Source organism: Bradyrhizobium macuxiense, assembly GCF_001542415.1.
GTDB lineage: Bacteria > Pseudomonadota > Alphaproteobacteria > Rhizobiales > Xanthobacteraceae > Bradyrhizobium > Bradyrhizobium macuxiense.
This window is the reverse complement of the sequence record NZ_LNCU01000070.1, coordinates 179,273-196,365: the sequence shown is the minus strand read 5'-3', so window position 1 is coordinate 196,365 and position 17,093 is coordinate 179,273. Positions and strand designations below refer to the sequence as shown.

17 protein-coding genes are annotated in these 17,093 nt (G+C 59.1%); 13 read left to right on the top strand and 4 right to left on the bottom strand.

Annotation, left to right across the window (positions count from 1 at the left end; translation table 11 throughout):
* The 4 genes from groL to AS156_RS20200 form a co-directional block, all read left to right on the top strand.
* On the top strand, positions 1-1,527 hold a 1,527-nt coding region (gene groL / locus AS156_RS20210), incomplete at its 5' end, for a chaperonin GroEL (protein WP_066507907.1).
* A 448-nt stretch (positions 1,528-1,975) separates the two neighbouring features.
* Complete coding sequence (locus tag AS156_RS20205; protein WP_066507905.1) at positions 1,976-2,749, top strand: WYL domain-containing protein; 774 nt, start codon at positions 1,976-1,978, stop codon at positions 2,747-2,749.
* Between the two features lie 15 nt (positions 2,750-2,764).
* Positions 2,765-2,926: a hypothetical protein gene (locus AS156_RS42960; RefSeq protein ID WP_160331123.1), complete on the top strand. Its 162-nt coding sequence runs from the start codon at positions 2,765-2,767 to the stop codon at positions 2,924-2,926.
* Positions 2,927-2,996: 70 nt separating this feature from the next.
* A complete protein-coding gene (locus tag AS156_RS20200) occupies positions 2,997-3,302 on the top strand; it encodes a hypothetical protein (protein ID WP_066507900.1) in 306 nt (101 codons plus the stop codon).
* A gap of 235 nt (positions 3,303-3,537) precedes the next feature.
* Here AS156_RS20200 and AS156_RS20195 read toward each other — a convergent pair whose 3' ends face one another.
* Complete coding sequence (locus tag AS156_RS20195) at positions 3,538-4,776, bottom strand: cytochrome P450 (RefSeq protein WP_136626331.1); 1,239 nt, start codon at positions 4,774-4,776, stop codon at positions 3,538-3,540.
* Between the two features lie 42 nt (positions 4,777-4,818).
* Positions 4,819-5,013 carry a hypothetical protein gene (locus AS156_RS20190; protein WP_066507898.1) on the bottom strand — a complete coding sequence of 65 codons (195 nt, stop codon included), beginning with the start codon at positions 5,011-5,013 and terminating at the stop codon, positions 4,819-4,821.
* Positions 5,014-5,467: 454 nt separating this feature from the next.
* On the opposite strand from AS156_RS20190, the gene AS156_RS44665 reads away from it, so the two are divergent.
* The 3 genes from AS156_RS44665 to AS156_RS20175 all read left to right on the top strand — a co-directional run bounded on the left by AS156_RS44665 (position 5,468) and on the right by AS156_RS20175 (position 6,751).
* On the top strand, positions 5,468-5,665 hold the full coding sequence (locus tag AS156_RS44665; RefSeq protein WP_245312980.1) for a type II toxin-antitoxin system RelE/ParE family toxin: 198 nt from the start codon (positions 5,468-5,470) through the stop codon (positions 5,663-5,665).
* Positions 5,662-6,342, top strand: coding sequence for a nucleotidyltransferase domain-containing protein (locus tag AS156_RS20180; RefSeq protein ID WP_066507896.1), 681 nt, complete (start codon positions 5,662-5,664; stop codon positions 6,340-6,342). Before AS156_RS44665 ends, AS156_RS20180 begins: the two co-directional genes overlap by 4 nt.
* A gap of 76 nt (positions 6,343-6,418) precedes the next feature.
* On the top strand, positions 6,419-6,751 hold the full coding sequence (locus AS156_RS20175) for a hypothetical protein (RefSeq protein ID WP_245312979.1): 333 nt from the start codon (positions 6,419-6,421) through the stop codon (positions 6,749-6,751).
* A gap of 394 nt (positions 6,752-7,145) precedes the next feature.
* Here the strand turns inward: AS156_RS20175 and AS156_RS20170 are convergent, their stop codons facing one another.
* On the bottom strand, positions 7,146-8,429 hold the full coding sequence (locus tag AS156_RS20170; RefSeq protein WP_082747650.1) for a type II and III secretion system protein family protein: 1,284 nt from the start codon (positions 8,427-8,429) through the stop codon (positions 7,146-7,148).
* Positions 8,430-8,498: 69 nt separating this feature from the next.
* On the bottom strand, positions 8,499-9,188 hold the full coding sequence (locus AS156_RS20165; protein WP_066507890.1) for a response regulator: 690 nt from the start codon (positions 9,186-9,188) through the stop codon (positions 8,499-8,501).
* A 1,600-nt stretch (positions 9,189-10,788) separates the two neighbouring features.
* Between AS156_RS20165 and tssA the strand changes: the two genes are divergently transcribed.
* The 6 genes from tssA to AS156_RS42955 form a co-directional block, all read left to right on the top strand.
* Entirely contained in the window at positions 10,789-12,387 is a 1,599-nt protein-coding gene (gene tssA / locus AS156_RS20160; RefSeq protein ID WP_160331122.1) for a type VI secretion system protein TssA, read from the top strand.
* Between the two features lie 30 nt (positions 12,388-12,417).
* A complete protein-coding gene (gene tssB / locus AS156_RS20155; protein WP_066507887.1) occupies positions 12,418-12,909 on the top strand; it encodes a type VI secretion system contractile sheath small subunit in 492 nt (163 codons plus the stop codon).
* Positions 12,910-12,945: 36 nt separating this feature from the next.
* Positions 12,946-14,430, top strand: coding sequence for a type VI secretion system contractile sheath large subunit (tssC, locus tag AS156_RS20150; RefSeq protein WP_066507886.1), 1,485 nt, complete (start codon positions 12,946-12,948; stop codon positions 14,428-14,430).
* A 13-nt stretch (positions 14,431-14,443) separates the two neighbouring features.
* Positions 14,444-14,854 carry a type VI secretion system baseplate subunit TssE gene (gene tssE, locus AS156_RS20145; RefSeq protein WP_066507883.1) on the top strand — a complete coding sequence of 137 codons (411 nt, stop codon included), beginning with the start codon at positions 14,444-14,446 and terminating at the stop codon, positions 14,852-14,854.
* A gap of 4 nt (positions 14,855-14,858) precedes the next feature.
* Entirely contained in the window at positions 14,859-16,607 is a 1,749-nt protein-coding gene (gene tssF, locus AS156_RS20140) for a type VI secretion system baseplate subunit TssF (RefSeq protein ID WP_082747636.1), read from the top strand.
* Positions 16,571-17,093 (top strand): type VI secretion system baseplate subunit TssG (locus AS156_RS42955; RefSeq protein ID WP_201456074.1); only part of this gene is annotated, 523 nt, incomplete at its 3' end. The genes tssF and AS156_RS42955, both read left to right, overlap by 37 nt.

The following is a 17,093-nucleotide window of genomic DNA, read 5'->3' as shown; positions in this document are numbered from 1 at the left end:
AAGTCGTTCGGCGCTCCCCGCATCACCAAGGACGGCGTCACCGTCGCCAAGGAGATCGAGCTCGAGGACAAGTTCGAGAACATGGGCGCGCAGATGGTGCGCGAAGTCGCCTCCAAGTCCGCTGACGCGGCCGGCGACGGCACCACCACCGCCACCGTGCTCGCCCAGGCGATCGTGAAGGAAGGCGCCAAGTCGGTTGCCGCCGGCATGAACCCGATGGATCTGAAGCGCGGTATCGACCTCGCGGTCGAGGCCGTCGTTGCGGACCTGCAGAAGAACTCCAAGAAGGTCACCTCGAACGAGGAAATCGCCCAGGTCGGCACCATCTCGGCCAACGGCGACGCCGAAATCGGCAAGTTCCTCGCCGACGCGATGAAGAAGGTCGGCAACGAGGGCGTCATCACCGTTGAAGAAGCCAAGTCGCTCGAGACCGAACTCGACGTCGTCGAGGGCATGCAGTTCGACCGCGGCTACATCTCGCCCTACTTCGTCACCAACGCCGACAAGATGCGCGTTGAGATGGACGATGCCTACATCCTCATCAACGAGAAGAAGCTCTCCTCGCTGAACGAGCTGCTCCCGCTGCTCGAGGCCGTGGTGCAGACCGGCAAGCCGCTGGTCATCGTCGCTGAAGACGTCGAAGGCGAAGCCCTTGCCACCCTCGTCGTCAACCGCCTGCGCGGCGGCCTGAAGGTCGCGGCCGTCAAGGCTCCGGGCTTCGGCGATCGCCGCAAGGCCATGCTGCAGGACATCGCGATCCTGACCGGCGGCCAGGCCATCTCGGAAGACCTCGGCATCAAGCTCGAGAACGTCACGCTGCAGATGCTCGGTCGCGCCAAGAAGGTGATGATCGACAAGGAAAACACCACGATCGTCAACGGCGCCGGCAAGAAGGCCGACATCGACGCTCGCGTTGCCCAGATCAAGGCGCAGATCGAGGAAACCACCTCGGACTACGACCGTGAGAAGCTGCAGGAGCGTCTCGCCAAGCTCGCAGGCGGCGTCGCGGTGATCCGCGTCGGCGGCGCGACCGAGGTCGAGGTGAAAGAGCGCAAGGATCGCGTTGATGACGCGATGCATGCGACCCGCGCGGCTGTCGAGGAAGGCATCCTCCCGGGCGGTGGCGTCGCCCTGCTGCGTGCCACCGAAGCGCTCAAGGGCCTGCGCACCAAGAACGACGACCAGAAGACCGGCGTCGAGATCGTGCGCAAGGCATTGTCCTGGCCGGCGCGTCAGATCGCGATCAACGCCGGTGAAGACGGCTCGGTCGTGGTCGGCAAAGTCCTGGAGAAGACTCAGTACTCATACGGCTTCGATGCACAGACGGGCGAGTATAGCAACCTGGTCTCCAAGGGCATCATCGATCCGACCAAGGTCGTGCGAACCGCAGTCCAGAATGCCGCCTCCGTGGCGGCGCTCCTGATTACCACCGAGGCCATGGTTGCCGAGTTGCCGAAGAAGGCGGCTGCAGGGCCCGCGATGCCTCCGGGAGGGGGCATGGGCGGCATGGGGGGGATGGACTTCTAATCCAACTGCATCACGCCAAACCACGAAATGCGAAAACCCCGGCACAACGCCGGGGTTTTCTACTTGGGGTGCGGACTCACAACGCGTCGCCTTGGTCCTGTTAGGCCACTTCTGCATGTTGGTAGCCCCTGGCGGGTTGGGGGCTGGAAAGGGCGCTGGCGGAAGCCTGGATCGGCGGGCTGCGGCTGCAATTGGTTGTTCGGGCCTGTTGCTGATGATCTCTTGAAATAGGCGATCTGTTTGCAGAAGCGTCCGTCCGCTTTGGCGTCCGACATCAACGGTTGGGACAAAGTCACGGTCATGCCGGCCTCGTGGCAGGCGAGGATCTCCGCGCCGATAACCGCGACTGGCCACGGCTCAAGCGTGTCGGTCTAGAACCCGGTCTTCGCCTGCTTGGCCATATTACCGCAACGCCGATGCCCGGCCCGAGCAGCAACAGTTCGTCACGGTGCTGCGCGAGAAATGCGCGTTCAAAGGCATCCAATTGCCTCAACTCGTCGACATCGAACCGCACCGCGGCGATGTTGAGGCCGGCTGGTCCGGCATGCTCAACCATCAGCTTCCGGCTTTGCTGCCGATCGCGTCCTTCTGGGACGCCCTGCCGGAGATATTTAGGTGGCTTCATGGCCAGGTTGCGGCGCCGGTGCTGCCGACGATGCCGCTTCTTGGTGGTGCTGGTGCCGAAGCGATCCGCGAGCGCATCGTCGGTCTTCCGCCGGGATCACATGGCCAGACCTTCATTGAGACCATTCGTTTTGCCGCCGCCAACCGCTTGCTGGTCAACCTCGACTATCGCGACCAACAGGGCAAGCGATCCACTCGCGCAATTGAAGCCTATTCCTTGCGGCGATCCCGCGCGGGCGATGTTCTGTTGATGGCAGTTCGTGCGGATAGCGGTCAGTCGCGCAGCTATCGCCTCGACAGCATTCTAGGAGTTTCGCAGACGCAGACAACATTCTCGCCACGCTATCCGATCGAGTTGACGCCGACAGGCCCGCAATCGATCCCTCTAACGTCACGGCCTGTCGGCCTTGTGCTGCCCCGAGCCTCAACGCGCCGGCGATCGCGTGCGTCAAGCAGCGGCACCACTTATGTCTTTCGTTGCACGATCTGCGGCAAGCTGTTCGAGCGCAAGAGCCACGACAGCACGCTGCGGCCCCACAAGAACCGTGCTGGCTATCAGTGTTACGGCACATACGGAACCTATGTCCGAACGAAATAGCAGCTGGGTCGCTGTATGAACAAGCTCCAACTGGCTCTGGTCCTCTTGGGTCGTTTCGGGCGTGGAGAATTCAGTCAGCCTTCGGAGGGGCAAAACATGCTCGAGGCTCGCGGCTGCCCCGTCACTGAAAAAGGCTTCGTCGGCTCGGAAAACACCCTGCTTGAAGTAGACTGCTGATAGCGGCCAGTTTGATTGTGGCGCTGTTTTGCTACTGGAATGTTGACCGTCAACGTCGCATATTTCAGGGATGACCAAGGCGCTCGGCACCAAAGAACAGAAGATCATGGATTATCTCCATGAGCATGTCTTCGACCCGATTTTAGTGTCACCGACTGCCTCAAACAGCCTTAAGCAGGGCATCAGGCTGACAATTATCCGTATGACGGAGCGCGATGCCGTCGGAATGGTCGATTATTTCTGGGCAGCTCTGAAAGGGACCCCGCGAAGCGTCGGTTTCGCCGCTAAGATGAAGAAGGAGGGGTTTGACCGATTTGAGGAGAAGTTTGAGGAATTTCGGGATCGCTTTGGCAATGAGTTTCTGAGGCGACCATGACGCCCAAGCTCCAGAGACCCCAACCAAGCTCGCTAAGCGGATCATTGACATCGCGACAGGCGAATGCCTGACCGTAATCCTACGCCCGTTGGAAGATGCGTCACACGAAGGCGAGCTCGCGGACCAAGTTTTAGTCGAGAAGTACCGGCGCTGGCGCGAAGACAACCTTCAGCGGGGCGCGCCGGTCCGCATGCAGTTGGCAAACTGGTCAAAAGGCACCGAGCGGTTCTGACGACTAAGCTATGATTCGGACAGGGAGCGCGGAATAACCGTGCACGAAGTTGGATGCAACTCGCTCTGGCTCGCCAATGATCTCGACCTCCAAGCGTGCATTTAGCATCTCCTCCCAGAGGATTCTGAGCTGCAGCTCCGCAAGATGTCGACCAACGCAACGATGGATGCCGAATCCGAACGAGAGATGTTGACGCACGTTCTTGCGGTCGATCACGAATCTGTCGGCATCCTCGATGACCTCATCGTCGCGGTTACCGGAGATGTACCACATGATGACCTTGTCGCCTTGCCTGATTTGCTTGCCTCCCATGATGGTATCAGCCGTGGCGTTGCGACGCATGTGTGCAATCGGCGTCTGATACCGAATAATCTCGGACACAGCGCTCGACACTAGATTGGGGTTATCCCGTAACTTTCGTAGCTCGGACGGGTGCTTCTTCATGAACAGCAGGCCTCCGGTGATCGAATTGCGCGTGGTGTCGTTCCCGCCCACGATCAGGAGAATGAGATTTCCAAGGAACTCACGTGGCTCCATTTGCCGGGTCGCGGATGAATGCGCCATCATCGAAATGAGGTCAACGCGTGGCTCGGCATTTATCCGGTCACGCCAGAGCCTGGTGAAATAGTCCAAGCACTCGGACAGGATTGCGCTTCGCTTGTCCCAGCTGATAGCGTGGCCAATTTTCGGAGTTGTAACGGCTATGTCCGACCAGTATGTCAGGAGCCGCCGATCCTCAAACGGAAAATCAAACAGCGTGGCCAGCATCTGCGTCGTCAGCTCAATCGATACCATGTCGACCCAGTTGAAGGTATCATTGCGTGGCAAGCTATCCAGAATCGTTTTGACGCGGCGGCGGATTAATTCTTCGAGCTTCGCCAGATTGTCCGGTGCGACTATCGGACTTACGGTGTTGCGCTGCTCGCCATGTTTAGGAGGGCCCATCTTAATGAAGCTCGGAGTCCAATGCTCCTCGGGCACGTCGACGATCGTCACACCTTGCTCTGACGTGAATATTTTATGATTTGTATCGACGGCCACGATATCGCGGTATTTGGTTATCGACCAATATGGACCGTATGGGCTTTCCTGGCAGTAGTGAACGGGATCCTCCCTTCGCAGCCGCTCGAAGCAAGGCCATATGCTGTCATCTTCAAAGCGCTTTGCTTCGCTTACATCCAGATTGGTCAACGGAATGCCGCACGCATCTTCGTCTCCGCGTGCTTCCAAGCGCGTTTTCACGGCCGCCTCCTTGATCAGTTCTTTCTGGAGAGCCCATGATCTCTACAAGTCCGGAACCGGATAGGTTCGTTCCGGCTGCTTCAGCTGGAAATAGGTTCTCGCCCGAATAGGCAAAGAATATCCAAAAACGCAGCCGAGCCCCCCTACCATTTCCGGCAGGAGCGAAATCGCCGTCACGCTGCGATGCTGTTCGACCGGAACATTCTTTGCGGCGGCGAAGGTGCTGACGGCCAGCAAGCAGCCGCTCCGGGCTACATAGATGTGTGAGGGACGAAGCTGAATGATCTCAGCCGTGGGCGTCCGCGCGTGCGGATGAAAAACGTGCTTCGGTCATGGCCGTCCAAAAAATACCAACGCGTCGAAGGTCCTGGGAACCCGGGCAATTAAAGCTCCGATTTAAGTTCGGCGTTGGGAAGCTCTGAATTATTGGTAACTTATTGATTTTTCGTAAGTAATGGCTGCTGTAGGTACTATTCCATCGATGGAATGGTTCTTGACAACTATTCCCTCTATGGAATATATGATCGGTGGCGTGGAACGTCGAAAATACAGATGAGTTCGCTGAAGGGTGGGGCGGGCTCACAGAGGCGCAGCAGGAAGACATCACTGCAACCGCGGAGCTTCTGATGGAGCATGGCGCGAACCTGCCTTTTCCGCACTCGTCCGGAATCGAAAACTCCAGCACAGCCATATGCGGGAATTGCGCGTGCAAAGCGGCGGCAAGCCCATCCGAGTGTTTTACGCGTTCGATCCGAGGCGCGCGGCGATCCTGCTGATTGGCGAAGACAAAACGGGGAATGACCGTTTTTACGATGACATGATTCCGGTCTCAGACAAGCTCTACGACGTGTACATCGACCAAATCAGGAAGGAGGGGTTGATCAAATGACGGGACATCGCCCATTCAGCGAACTCACCAAGGGTTTTTCTCCTGAGCGCAAAAAGCGGGTGGCGTCGCGCGTTTCCGAACTGAAGACGGAGATGGCTCTGCATGAGTTACGTCAGGCCCGCGCAAAGTCCCAAGAGTTTCTCGCTCGCGAATTGAAGGTTGGCCAACCCGCCGTCGCCAAACTTGAGCGCCGCACGGATATGTATGTCAGCAACTTGCGGCGTTATGTCGAGGCCTTGGGCGGATCCCTGGAAGTGACCGCGCGCTTTCCTGATGGCGCCGTAAACATCATCAATTTCGGCGAACTTGGTGACACGAAAACGCCAGAGACTTCCAAAAATCCAGTCAAGACGGCGCTGACAAAACCTCTCAAGGAGTGCCTTGAGCCCTATCTGGACATGATCAAGACCGCGTTCGTCTATGGCTCCTTCGCCAAGGGAGGGGCTACAGCGCGCAGCGATATCGATCTGATGGTGATTGGCGACAATCTCGACTACTCCAATCTCTATAATGCTTCGCAAGACGCGGAACAAAAATTGGACCGCAAGGTCAATCCGACATTCCTTTCGTCGGACGACTGGCGACGGAAGGCGTCGCAGAAAGGCTCGTTCATCCGGAAGGTAAGCGGTCTTCCCAAAATCTTCATTGTCGGGTCGGAAAAAGATTTGCAGGCTTGAGCAAGAAAGAACTCGATAGTTTGCAAAGATTGGGCGGCTGAAAGAAGAGTCTCCATCCCGTGCGGAGTATGACGGCATGCTGGCCGCGGCGCGCACGAGCCTGGCCGATGCTCAAAAGGACCTTGATCCCGATAGCCAGTTTACGCTTGCCTATGGCGCTACGCATCGGCTGGCGCTCGCGGCTCTGCGCCGCGAAGGCTACCGTTCGGAAAACAGGATCGCGGTCTTCCAGACGCTCGCTCATACGGTTGGCACCAGCGCCGCCGATATTCAGGTCTTTCTGAAAGCGCACAACGAACGCAACCTCGCCGAATATCAGGGGCGTCAGGATGTTGACGCGCAACTGCTGGCCGATCTCATTCGATGCACGAAGACACTCGAAGTCTCGAAGTCGCTGTCGCCGCGTTGACTCCGCCGACCGAAGAGTGATCGTGCACTGCGGGGAATGCGTCCCCGCCTTTACGATTTAACGTCGAGTTCGTCATCGCAGCGGACACCAGGCAACATGTCGGTCACGACATAGTCCGGCAGAATCCGCGTGGGCGATGCTTGGTTACAGGTGTCCCGGGTAACGGCGCCGTTAATATGAGGCGCAACCGGTCTCGAACGCATCTTGCGCCACCTTGTCCGGATCACACGTGGTTGTCTGAACTTGAGACGGAGCTCCTTGGTGCCTCGCACCGCCGCTCCTCCCCGGGAATCGGACGCCGAAACCGATGAGAAGAGAGCGGCTCGTTCGAAGGTTTAAGAACGCAATAACGGCGTAGACTAATCGACGGTGCACGCGCCAAACGCCCGGCAAGCTACGAGAGGTCCTCGCAGCATAGACCAGGGCCGCTTGAGTTTTCCGGCGCTCGACGACACCATAGCCAGCGCTCTTTCTCCGACCGGCACAACCAGGAGCGCGCCGCAGTTGGAGGCACATCGCCCAGCCAAGGAAACGTATCGATGTCAGCGTTGAAGTTGCGCCTGATCAGTCCGCCGATTGCGAAGCTTTGCCCGCTGGCGAGTTCGACGACGGTGTTGGCACGCCGCGTAGAGAGAGCAGGCACGGCCATTCCGTTGACTTTGACTTCACCCTCTTTCGACAGTTCACTGACTTCAGGTTTCACGCGGACATTGATCTGATTGTTGCTGAGAACTGTCGGGACGAACTCCAGGCTGATTCCGAATTGACGGAACTGGACCGAGACTTGCCGATTGTCCTGCATGACCGGAATTGGAAATTCGCCGCCGGCAAGGAAGCTCGCGGATTCGCCGGACATAGCTGTAAGATTCGGTTCAGCCAGTACCGAAGCGAGCTGCTCGCCGGCGAGCGCATCAAGAACGGCACTGACGTTCATACTGCCAGCGCCAAATCCAATAGTTGCCGTGCCGCCGCCGCCAGCCGCGCCGGAACCGCCACCTTTGCCGCTGCTAAAGCCGAAAGAGAAAGCTCCATTTTGGCCCAACGCAGAGAGGTTAATGCCGAACTCCTTCAGGGCGCTGCGAGAGACCTCCGCCACGCGCACGCTCAGATTAACCTGTAATGACCCCGCCACCTGGATCTTATTGACGACCAGGGCACCCGCACCGAGAAACTGCTCTGTCACCTTCTTAGCGGTATCGACGACGTCGGCATTTGGCGCCGTCCCGCTAAGGATCGCGCCGCGCGGGGTATAGATGACCTGGATCGGATAGTCGCCGACCTCGGCCTTCAGCGTGGCACGCAGATCCTCTATCGGCTGGGTGACCGCAACACGAAGCTCGGCTAGAGCCTCTCCATTGTCGTTCAAAGCGAACAGACTGGTCCGTCCCGATTTCTTGCCAAAGACGAAGATGGTCGTGTTCGATGGTGCCTGATAGTCCGCGATCGTCGGGTCGGCAACAAAGATGCTGGCCGCCGGCGCCGGAAGATGAATTGTCTTGCCCTGAGAGGAGGAAAGATTGAGTGTCGCGTTGAGGCTGTCAGGAGCAGGAGGTGACGTTCCCTGACGACCATCCCGCTTTATCTGAGCTGCCGCGGCGACAGGACACAGCAGAACGATCGCGCACAGGGCCAGGGCAAGATAAGGAAGAGCGGCAGACGTCGCGGCGCTGCCGACCATCGACTGTCGGTAGCTGCCAACATCACTAGGAAGAGCGAACAAGGGAGCCCTTGCTTTCAGATACATCGACTATGCCGCCGATGGAACGACATTCAATTCAAGGACGTAGCCGACGCCGCGCGCGGTCTTGATCCGTAGCGTCGCACCCGATTGATGCAAAAGAGTGCGGAGGCGATAGATTCCGACTTCAAGCGCGTTGGTGGAGACCTCATTGTCGAACGCATAAAGGCGGTCTTCGAGGGAGGCGCGCGGCACGGTGCGGCCAGCACGGCTGAGCAGATGCTCGAGGATGCCAACTTCGCGGCGGGCAATCCTTAGCAGTCGACCGCCCACTGAAACCTGGCGGGCGACGGGATCGAAATTTAGATTGCCAAATGTAACGACGGGGCTCGTCATTTGGGTTGACCGGCGCAGAATGGCTCGCATGCGGGCGATAAGCTCTTCAGTAGACACGGGCTTTGGCAAGAAATCGTCCGCGCCACCGTTGAAAATTGCGATCCGCCTGCCCAGATCGTTGAGGCGACTCAGCATTATGGCAGGCATCGAACCTCCCTCGCGTCTCATTTGCTTCAGCCACTGCAAGCCGTCTCCATCCGGTAGAGCCAATTCGAGTAGGAGAATGTCGTAGCGGGCATAACCCAGAGCGGCCGCCGCCTCATCCAGAGTGTGTGTCACATCAACGGCGAAACCGAAATTCAAGAGCGCTCCTTTCACGGCACGCGTAAAGTCTGAGTGATGATCAACCAGGAGAACTCGCATTTCGTCGCCTCTCGTCGAGCCAGGCTAAAGCCATTGAAGCGCATCATCGTCGAACGCGGGTGAATCTGAAGCACAGTCGCTTCCGGCTAAGTATCGGAAGCCGCGATCGAAAGTAGTCGTGGCCAGCGGGACGAACCCCATCCGATCCATTGTCAGCCGATTGGCGACTGCGACGGTCTGCGGAATCCCGGGCGATGTTCAACTCGAACTCTGCGCCGCGGAGAAGGCTAGAATCATTCAAAGACCCCGAGGCCGTGGCAGCACCGTCACGCATCCGTGCGCCAATCGCCGCAGTGCGTCCGGTCATCGACCTGCTGACCGCAGCATCAACGTCGTCAGCATCTATTGTCGAACCCGAATCACGAGGGAGAATGGCCGGCTTTGTAGTTGAATCGACAAGAGAAATTGTCATCTGAAACGCCCCTTGTTGGCGTGAGTCCCCCGGTCGGTCTTGCTATGCCGTCGACCCGCTACCGCTAGGCTCGGGCAAAGGTAAGTGCCGCAGGCACGAAGGCAGATTGCGCATCGGGGGTGGATGATGACTCAGAGGCCGCACTTCAGGACGAAGCGACCAATGAGTATCGGCTAGACCGGAGAGCGCTCGATCGCCGATGAGATACGTGCCGAACGCCGGCAATCTCGACATTCAGTAGCGTCCAACGCTCCCGGTGTTGCATCCCAGCAGGAACAGAGAAGCAATGGAGAAGCCGCCTCCGAGCCGGCACGGTCACGGATGTAGTTTGGGCGGTTCCGGCGTCTGCATTCCGCCTCTCGCGGCGAACGTCGGTGGATTGCTCGGATCTCGAACTTGAACCTAGGTTGGCCTTCCGTTCGGCAAGGGCGGAGCGAAGACCCCCGGCTGTCCTCTCGGAGTGCTCGGCCCATTCCGATCACAGGTGCGCCGATGGTGACTGCTTTGTGTGGCGCAGGTGCGCCAGTAAGCCTTCGAGAGGGGTGATCAAGAAGAGTGGCGGAATCGAGAGGCGCGTCCTTGAACATTTGAGACATTCGCAATTCTTGCTACCCGTCAGGAAGTGTTCGCGCGACCGTAGATTCTGTCGCGGTGTCAGAAAGCTTACAATCTGACGCTGCGTGCGATTCAAGTCCCTTCGTGGAGAATGTTGCGTGGATGTGTTGGGGAACTTGAAGCTCGCGCGCTCGCTGAAGGAGCAGCGATACGACAGTTGGACCAATCGTGCGGAGCGAAGGTTGCCTGGGATGTTCGGGGACAATTCTCTCGATGGTCCGCCGCGGCAGTCAGGATGGAAGCGCGCATTACCTGAGCCTAAAGGTTACGGCGGACTAATCATTGAGCAGGCGACAAGGCGCCAACGTCTGTGATGTCGGACTTGCAACGTGTTGTCGGGACCATGACACATCCGACGGAGCAATAGCTTGACAAATCAAGCTATCGCAATTGGCACGAGGCTTGAAGATGTGAAGCTGGCGAAACAGAGCGGCCTCTAGTAGGATCTGAAGGAGTGGCAGCGGTGGCTTACGAGAATGTCGCCTTTCAGTTTATTCTAAGCGGCGGATGGGACGTCGGCTGTCCCAATGCGGCGATCTATCGCCCTGCGCGCTCGTGCATGGTTTTGTGTCCGTGATCGACTACTGGATCGCAACTCGCGCCAACATCGATGCGCGCGCGCAACTGGGCGCCGCGCCCGTGCCGGGTCCTGCACCTGCCGGCAGTCATATTCGTGAGTCAGCCGAATTCGACCGGCTCGAAGCCGAGGTGCGGCGCATGGACTTCGACGGGCCGGCTGCGGTTGATTGGCGGACGGTCAATGCGCTGTCGCTCGACATTTTGTCGAAGCAGTCAAAAGACATTCTGGTTGCCTGTTGGGCGACCTATGGCCTGTTTCGCACCGAAGGCTATCAGGGTCTCGCCGTAGGGTTGGGCGTTCTGCGCGGCATTGTGGAGACGCATTGGGAGGGGCTGTTTCCGCCGATCACGCGGGAACGTGCGCGGGTCGGCGCGATCGATTGGCTCGTCGGTCGCGTCACGTCGGCAATAGTCGAGAATGCGCCGACTGAAGCCGATAGTCCGGCTGTGCTCGCCGCCTATGATGCCCTTGACGACCTCGCTCGCGAGCTCAGCCAGAAGCTCGTCGACGGGCAGGTCGCTTTGTGGGATTTGTTCAGGGCACTGAAATCGCATTACGAAGAAGCCAGGCGCGCGATCGCCGCCGCAGCAGAGCGCGCGGCTGAGACGGCCCAAGCTGCCGAGCAGGCCGCTGCCCCGCTGGCGGAATCCTCTCCACCGGCTGACGCTGCCCAACCGGCAGCGCCGGGTGAAATCGTCTCGGCTGGCACCGACGGCGGCTGGGCCGGCATGATCGACCGTTTGCTCAATATGCTGCGGCAAGCTGCGGCCGCCCGGCGAGTCATCTCGCCCGCAGACCCGAAAGTGTATCTGCTCAATCGCGTAGGCTCGTGGATGCGCTTTGACGAACTGCCCGCGGATGCAGATGGCCGCACGACGATATTGCCGCCCGGCAATAACGTGTCTGCGTTGGAAGCAATGGTTGCGGCCGATCAGCACGCCGAAGTCGTGAATATGGCCGAAGAGATCACCTGGACGGAACCGTTCTGGCTCGACGCTCACCGGCACGCTGCTAATGCTCTGGAGAGAATGGGGCCGTTATTTGAGCCGGCGGCCACCGCTGTGCGCGCCGCGATCGCTCTGTTGGTCAGAAGTTATCCGCGGATCCTGGAGCTTCAGTTCAAAGACGGCCGGCCGTTCGCTGACGAGGAAACGCGCGCCTGGGTCACCATGGGGGGAGCTGACCGATGGGATCCCGTCGAGGCAACGGTTGCCGAGGCAGACAGGCTCATCGTCGCTGGACAGCCGCAGGCCGCATTCCAGAAGCTGTCGGGTGTGTTGGATGGGGTAACCTCGGAACGCGGCCGGTTCATCGGCCGGCTTGCGCAGGCACGTTTTTGCGTCGAGACCGGCTTCGTCACGACAGCCATTCCGCTGCTGGAACACCTCGAACAGGTTATTGCCGAGCACAAGCTCGAAAGCTGGGAACCTGCGCTCGCGCTCGATGCTGCCGAATTGCGCTATCGCGCGATGACCCATCCCGAGGCACCACAGCTCATTGACGAGCCTCCTCGTCGCGCCGCGCTTGAACAGATCCGAAGGCGGGTAGCAAGCATCGATATCGCTCGCGTCAGCCAACTCGGTCGCAGCTGATTTTGTCAAGGATAAGTCGGGGAAGCTCATATGGCCCAGGAAAGCACGGTTGCTCCAAAGGAGCGCATCAATATCCGATTCAAGCCCGCAACCGGCAACCTCAAGGAGGATGTCGAGTTGCCGCTCAAATTGCTGGTTTTGGCCGACTTCACAGGGCGGGCCGATGACCGGCCGATTGAGCAGCGTCAGCTCGTCACTATCGACAAGGACAACTTCGGCGAGGTTGTCAAAAGCCAGGAACTGAGCCTGGATATTAGCGCTGAGAACAAGCTCGAGGAGTCGCCAGAGGCCGGCAAGTTGTCGGTGTCGCTGAAATTCGAGAGCCTGAAGGACTTCGAGCCCGAGCGCATCGCACAACAGGTCCCGGAACTTCGCATGTTGACCGAACTGCGCGCGGCCCTGGTTGCCCTGAAGAGCCCGCTCGGCAACGTGCCGGGTTTTCGCAAAGCCATCCAAAATTTACTCGAAGACCACGGCGCGCGGCCGCGGCTTCTGACCGAGCTCTCCAGTAAGCCCGAGTGAGCGGTTCAACAAGCTCTCTTCAGGAGTGCGGGCACGATGACCGATACAAGCGCACAATCATCGGCCGAAGTCGTCACGTCGGCCACTGACGTTTCGCTACTGGATCAGATTCTCGTCGAAACCAAGATAACCCCGCAAGATGAGGGTTACGACCTCGCTCGCCGTGGCGTCGCAGCTTTCGTTACCGAGCTCATCAAGCCGAATAGAGCCGGTGAGCAGGTCAACAACGCACTGATCGATCGGATGATCGCGGAGATCGACCGCAAGATCTCGGCTCAGCTCGACGCCGTGCTGCACACGGACGAGTTCCAGCAGCTCGAGTCGGCCTGGCGGGGGCTGAAGTTCATGGTCGACCGCACCGATTTCCGTCAGAACATCAAGGTTGAAATTCTCAGCGTCAGCAAGGACGAACTGCTCACCGATTTCGAGGACAGTCCGGAGATCGTCAAGTCCGGCCTGTACAAACACGTCTACAGCGCAGAGTTCGGCCAGTTCGGCGGCCAGCCCGTCGCGGCCATGATATCGGCCTACGAGTTTGGCAGTGGCAGCCAGGACGTGAAGCTCATGCGCTACATGAGTGCAATGGCCGCCATGGCACATGCGCCGGTCATTGCATCCGCTGGGCCGGATATGTTCGGCGTCGAACGCCATGAGGAGATCGCAAGTCTGAAGGATCTGCAATCGATCTTCGAGGGGCCAAAATACGTCAAGTGGAATTCATTTCGCGAGAGCGAGGACGCTCGCTATTTCGGCTTGACGTTACCGCGTTTCCTGCTGCGCTTGCCCTATGGGCCGGAAACGATTCCGGTCAAGGCCTTCAATTATCAGGAGGCCTCCAATGGTGACACCAACAACTATTTGTGGGGCAGTGCGGCCTTTGCCTTCGCGACGCGCCTAACCGAAAGCTTCGCAAAGTATCGCTGGTGCCCGAACATCATCGGCCCGCAATCGGGCGGGGCGGTCGAAAACCTCAATCTACACACCTATGAGGCGATGGGGCAGTTGCAGAGCAAGGTTCCGACGGAGGTTCTCATCTCCGACCGGCGCGAGTTCGAGCTTGCTGAACAGGGGTTCATCGCGCTGACCATGCGCAAGGGCTCTGACAATGCCGCTTTCTTCTCGGCAAATTCTGTTCAGAGGCCGAAATATTTCGGAAACACCCAGGATGGCAAGACGGCCGAACTCAACTACAAGCTCGGCACCCAGCTGCCTTACATGTTCATGATCAATCGGTTCGCGCACTACATCAAGGTGCTGCAGCGTGAGAACATCGGCTCGTGGAAGAGCAGGGAAGAGCTCCAGAGCGAGCTCAACGACTGGATCCGCCAGTATGTCGCCGATCAGGAGAATCCGTCGGCTGACGTGCGCTCCCGGCGGCCCTTGCGCAAGGCGGAGATCACCGTAGACGATGTCGAAGGTGAACCGGGCTGGTATCGCGTCGGCCTCTCCCTCGTTCCGCACCTGAAATATATGGGCGCGGATTTTGCCCTGTCGTTGAAGGGCAAACTCGACAAGCAATGATGGTGTGCAGACGATGATAGACGGCAGTCTTATGGAGCGCTTGGAACAGGCAAGGGCGAGCAGGGCCCCCTCGGAGCAACAGGGCTCGTTCGATCGTTTCCGAGCGAGTGTCCTGGACAATCTGCGCCGGGTTCTAAACTCGCATCAGGGCTGCTGCGAAACACGACCGGACTTCGGGATGCCAGATCTTAATGGCGCGATCGGGCAGGGGGCGGACGCGGTGCGCACAATCGCTCATTCGCTCAAGCGGCAGATCGAGATGTTTGATCCGCGCTTGGGGAATGTTTCGATCCGCGTTCAAACCGATCGCCAGTACCCGTTGCAGCTGACGTTCCACGTCAATACCACGCTCTATTATAACGGCCGGACGGAGCCGATCTCATTCGACGCGATCTACGAAGAGCGCGTCTGGGTGAAGGACTGAACCGGTGGCGCTTAATCCGTATTACGAGGATGAGTTGTCCTATTTGCGCGAGCTCGGATGTGACTTTGCTTTAGCCAATCCGAAGCTTGCGCCGTTTCTCGGGCGGGAGGCCACCGATCCCGACGTGGAACGCTTGTTGGAAGGTTTCGCATTTCTTGTCGCGCGCCTGCGCCAGAAGCTCGACGACGAGTTTCCCGAGTTCGTCCATGGCCTGTTACGGATGATATGGCCACATTATCTTCAACCCTTGCCTCCCATTACGACACTCTCCTTTGCTTTGAACCAATCGGCGAGCACAGGGAGCCTGAATGTGCGGGCCGGCACGAGCGTCCGCTCGCGTCCACTTGAGGGAACGAGTTGCCCGTTCGTCACCTGCTACTCAATTGATGTGCTGCCGCTGCAGATCACTCACACTCAGTTCGAGAACCGGACGGGCTCGGCGCGCCTGGTCTTGGGGATCCAGGCAACCGGCCGGCAAAACCTCTCATGTCTTCAGAACGGTCGTCTCCGCCTCTTCTTCTCAACAGAGCGAGAGCCACAAGTCGGGCGCTATCTGTTGACCTGGCTGTGCCGCCACGTCAGGCAGGTTACCGTCACCGTGGCGGATCGACAGGTCGCAGCAATCGGGGCAGCGCAGATTGCGCCAATCGGATGGAAGGATGAGGAGGCGGTTTTGCCCTGGCCGCATAATGGCTTCGCCGGACTGCGGATCATTCAGGAGTACCTGACATATCCGTCCAAATTTCTCTATGTCGAACTGTCTGGTCTCGAGTCCGTCGGGGCCCACGTCGAGACGGAGTGCAGGCTCAGCTTCGAATTTCAGCGTCCGTTTCCTGCGCAAATGCGAGTGGGCAAGGACCAGATTCGCTTGAACTGCACGCCGGCCATCAATGTCTTCAGCCATGAGGCCTCACCGATCCGTCTGGAGCGGACCAAGACCGAACACCGCGTGCTTGCCGCCGGAGGGCCGAACGTCAGCATCCGTTCGGTGGATAGTGTGACCGGTTATGTGCAAGGGCGCCCGGAACGTATCGAGTTTGAGCCATTCGACTTGTTACGCCACGATCTGCCCGGCACTGAGCGCAACCGCGCCTACTTCCGCGAGCGGGTCCGTCCTGGAGTGGTCGGCCGAGGTGTCGACCACTATGTGAGCTTCGTCGACCGGCTCGATGTCGGCCAGCATCCGCCGATCGATGTCGCATCGCTGCAATTAACCTGCTCCAACGGACCGATCGCCGACCGGTTGCCGGTTGGCGCCGTCGATTTGCCGACCTCCGACACGCCTCGCTCGGTCAGCTTCTCCAACATCACGTCGGTCGTCGCAGAGGTACCTCCACCGCTCAATGATGGCCTGTTGCGGCGGCTGACGGCCAATCTGGCGCGCAATTATGGCGCCATGGTTAACGTTGACACGCTGCGGACCATCATTTCCAGCTACGATTTCCGTGCGGTCTATGACGTTCAGGCGCGCCGCCGGCTGGAGTTGCTGCTCGAGGGGCTTGATCAGCTCGTGAGCACCGACAGCGATCACGTGGTGCGCGGGGCTCCGATCCGCATGCGCAACATCGAATTGGCTCTGGTCGACAGCAAGATCGGCGGTGAGGGCGAATTGTTCCTGTTAGGCTCGGTGCTGGATGCCTTCTTCGCGAGCTTCGCCGGCATCAATATGCTGCATCGGTTTTCGGTCCGCGGCACGGAAAGCAACGCATATTACACATGGCCAGCGAGAAGCGGATCGATCAACCCGTTCTGATCGGGCCCGAGGATCTGAGCGAGCTTGCGGCTGACGGGTTCTTCTCGCTCGCAGGACTTCTTGAGCGACGTTTTGGCAACGCTCCCCCAATCGGATCCACTGACGATCCCGCGCGCGAGGCGGTTCGCTTTCGCGCCGCGCCGACGCTCGGCTTTCCCGCTGAGGAGATCGCGCAAGTCGGACAGGTCAAGGCCGCAACAGAGCGAGTGGAAGTGTACGTTAATCTCATGGGACTGCACGGCCCGTCGTCGCCGCTGCCGCCCTTCTACACCGAACGTGTCATGCATGCCGATGGCGCGGGGGCGCTCGGCGAGTTTTTCGATTTCTTCAATCACCGTCTAATCAGCCTGCTGCTGCGAATTTGGCGGTACTATCGCCACCATTTGCGGTTCGAGGATGGGGGAACCGACGCCATTTCGGTGCTGGTCGGTGCGCTCTTTGGGCTCATGCCAGGAGAAAGCACCACCGACGAACGGGAATGGCGGG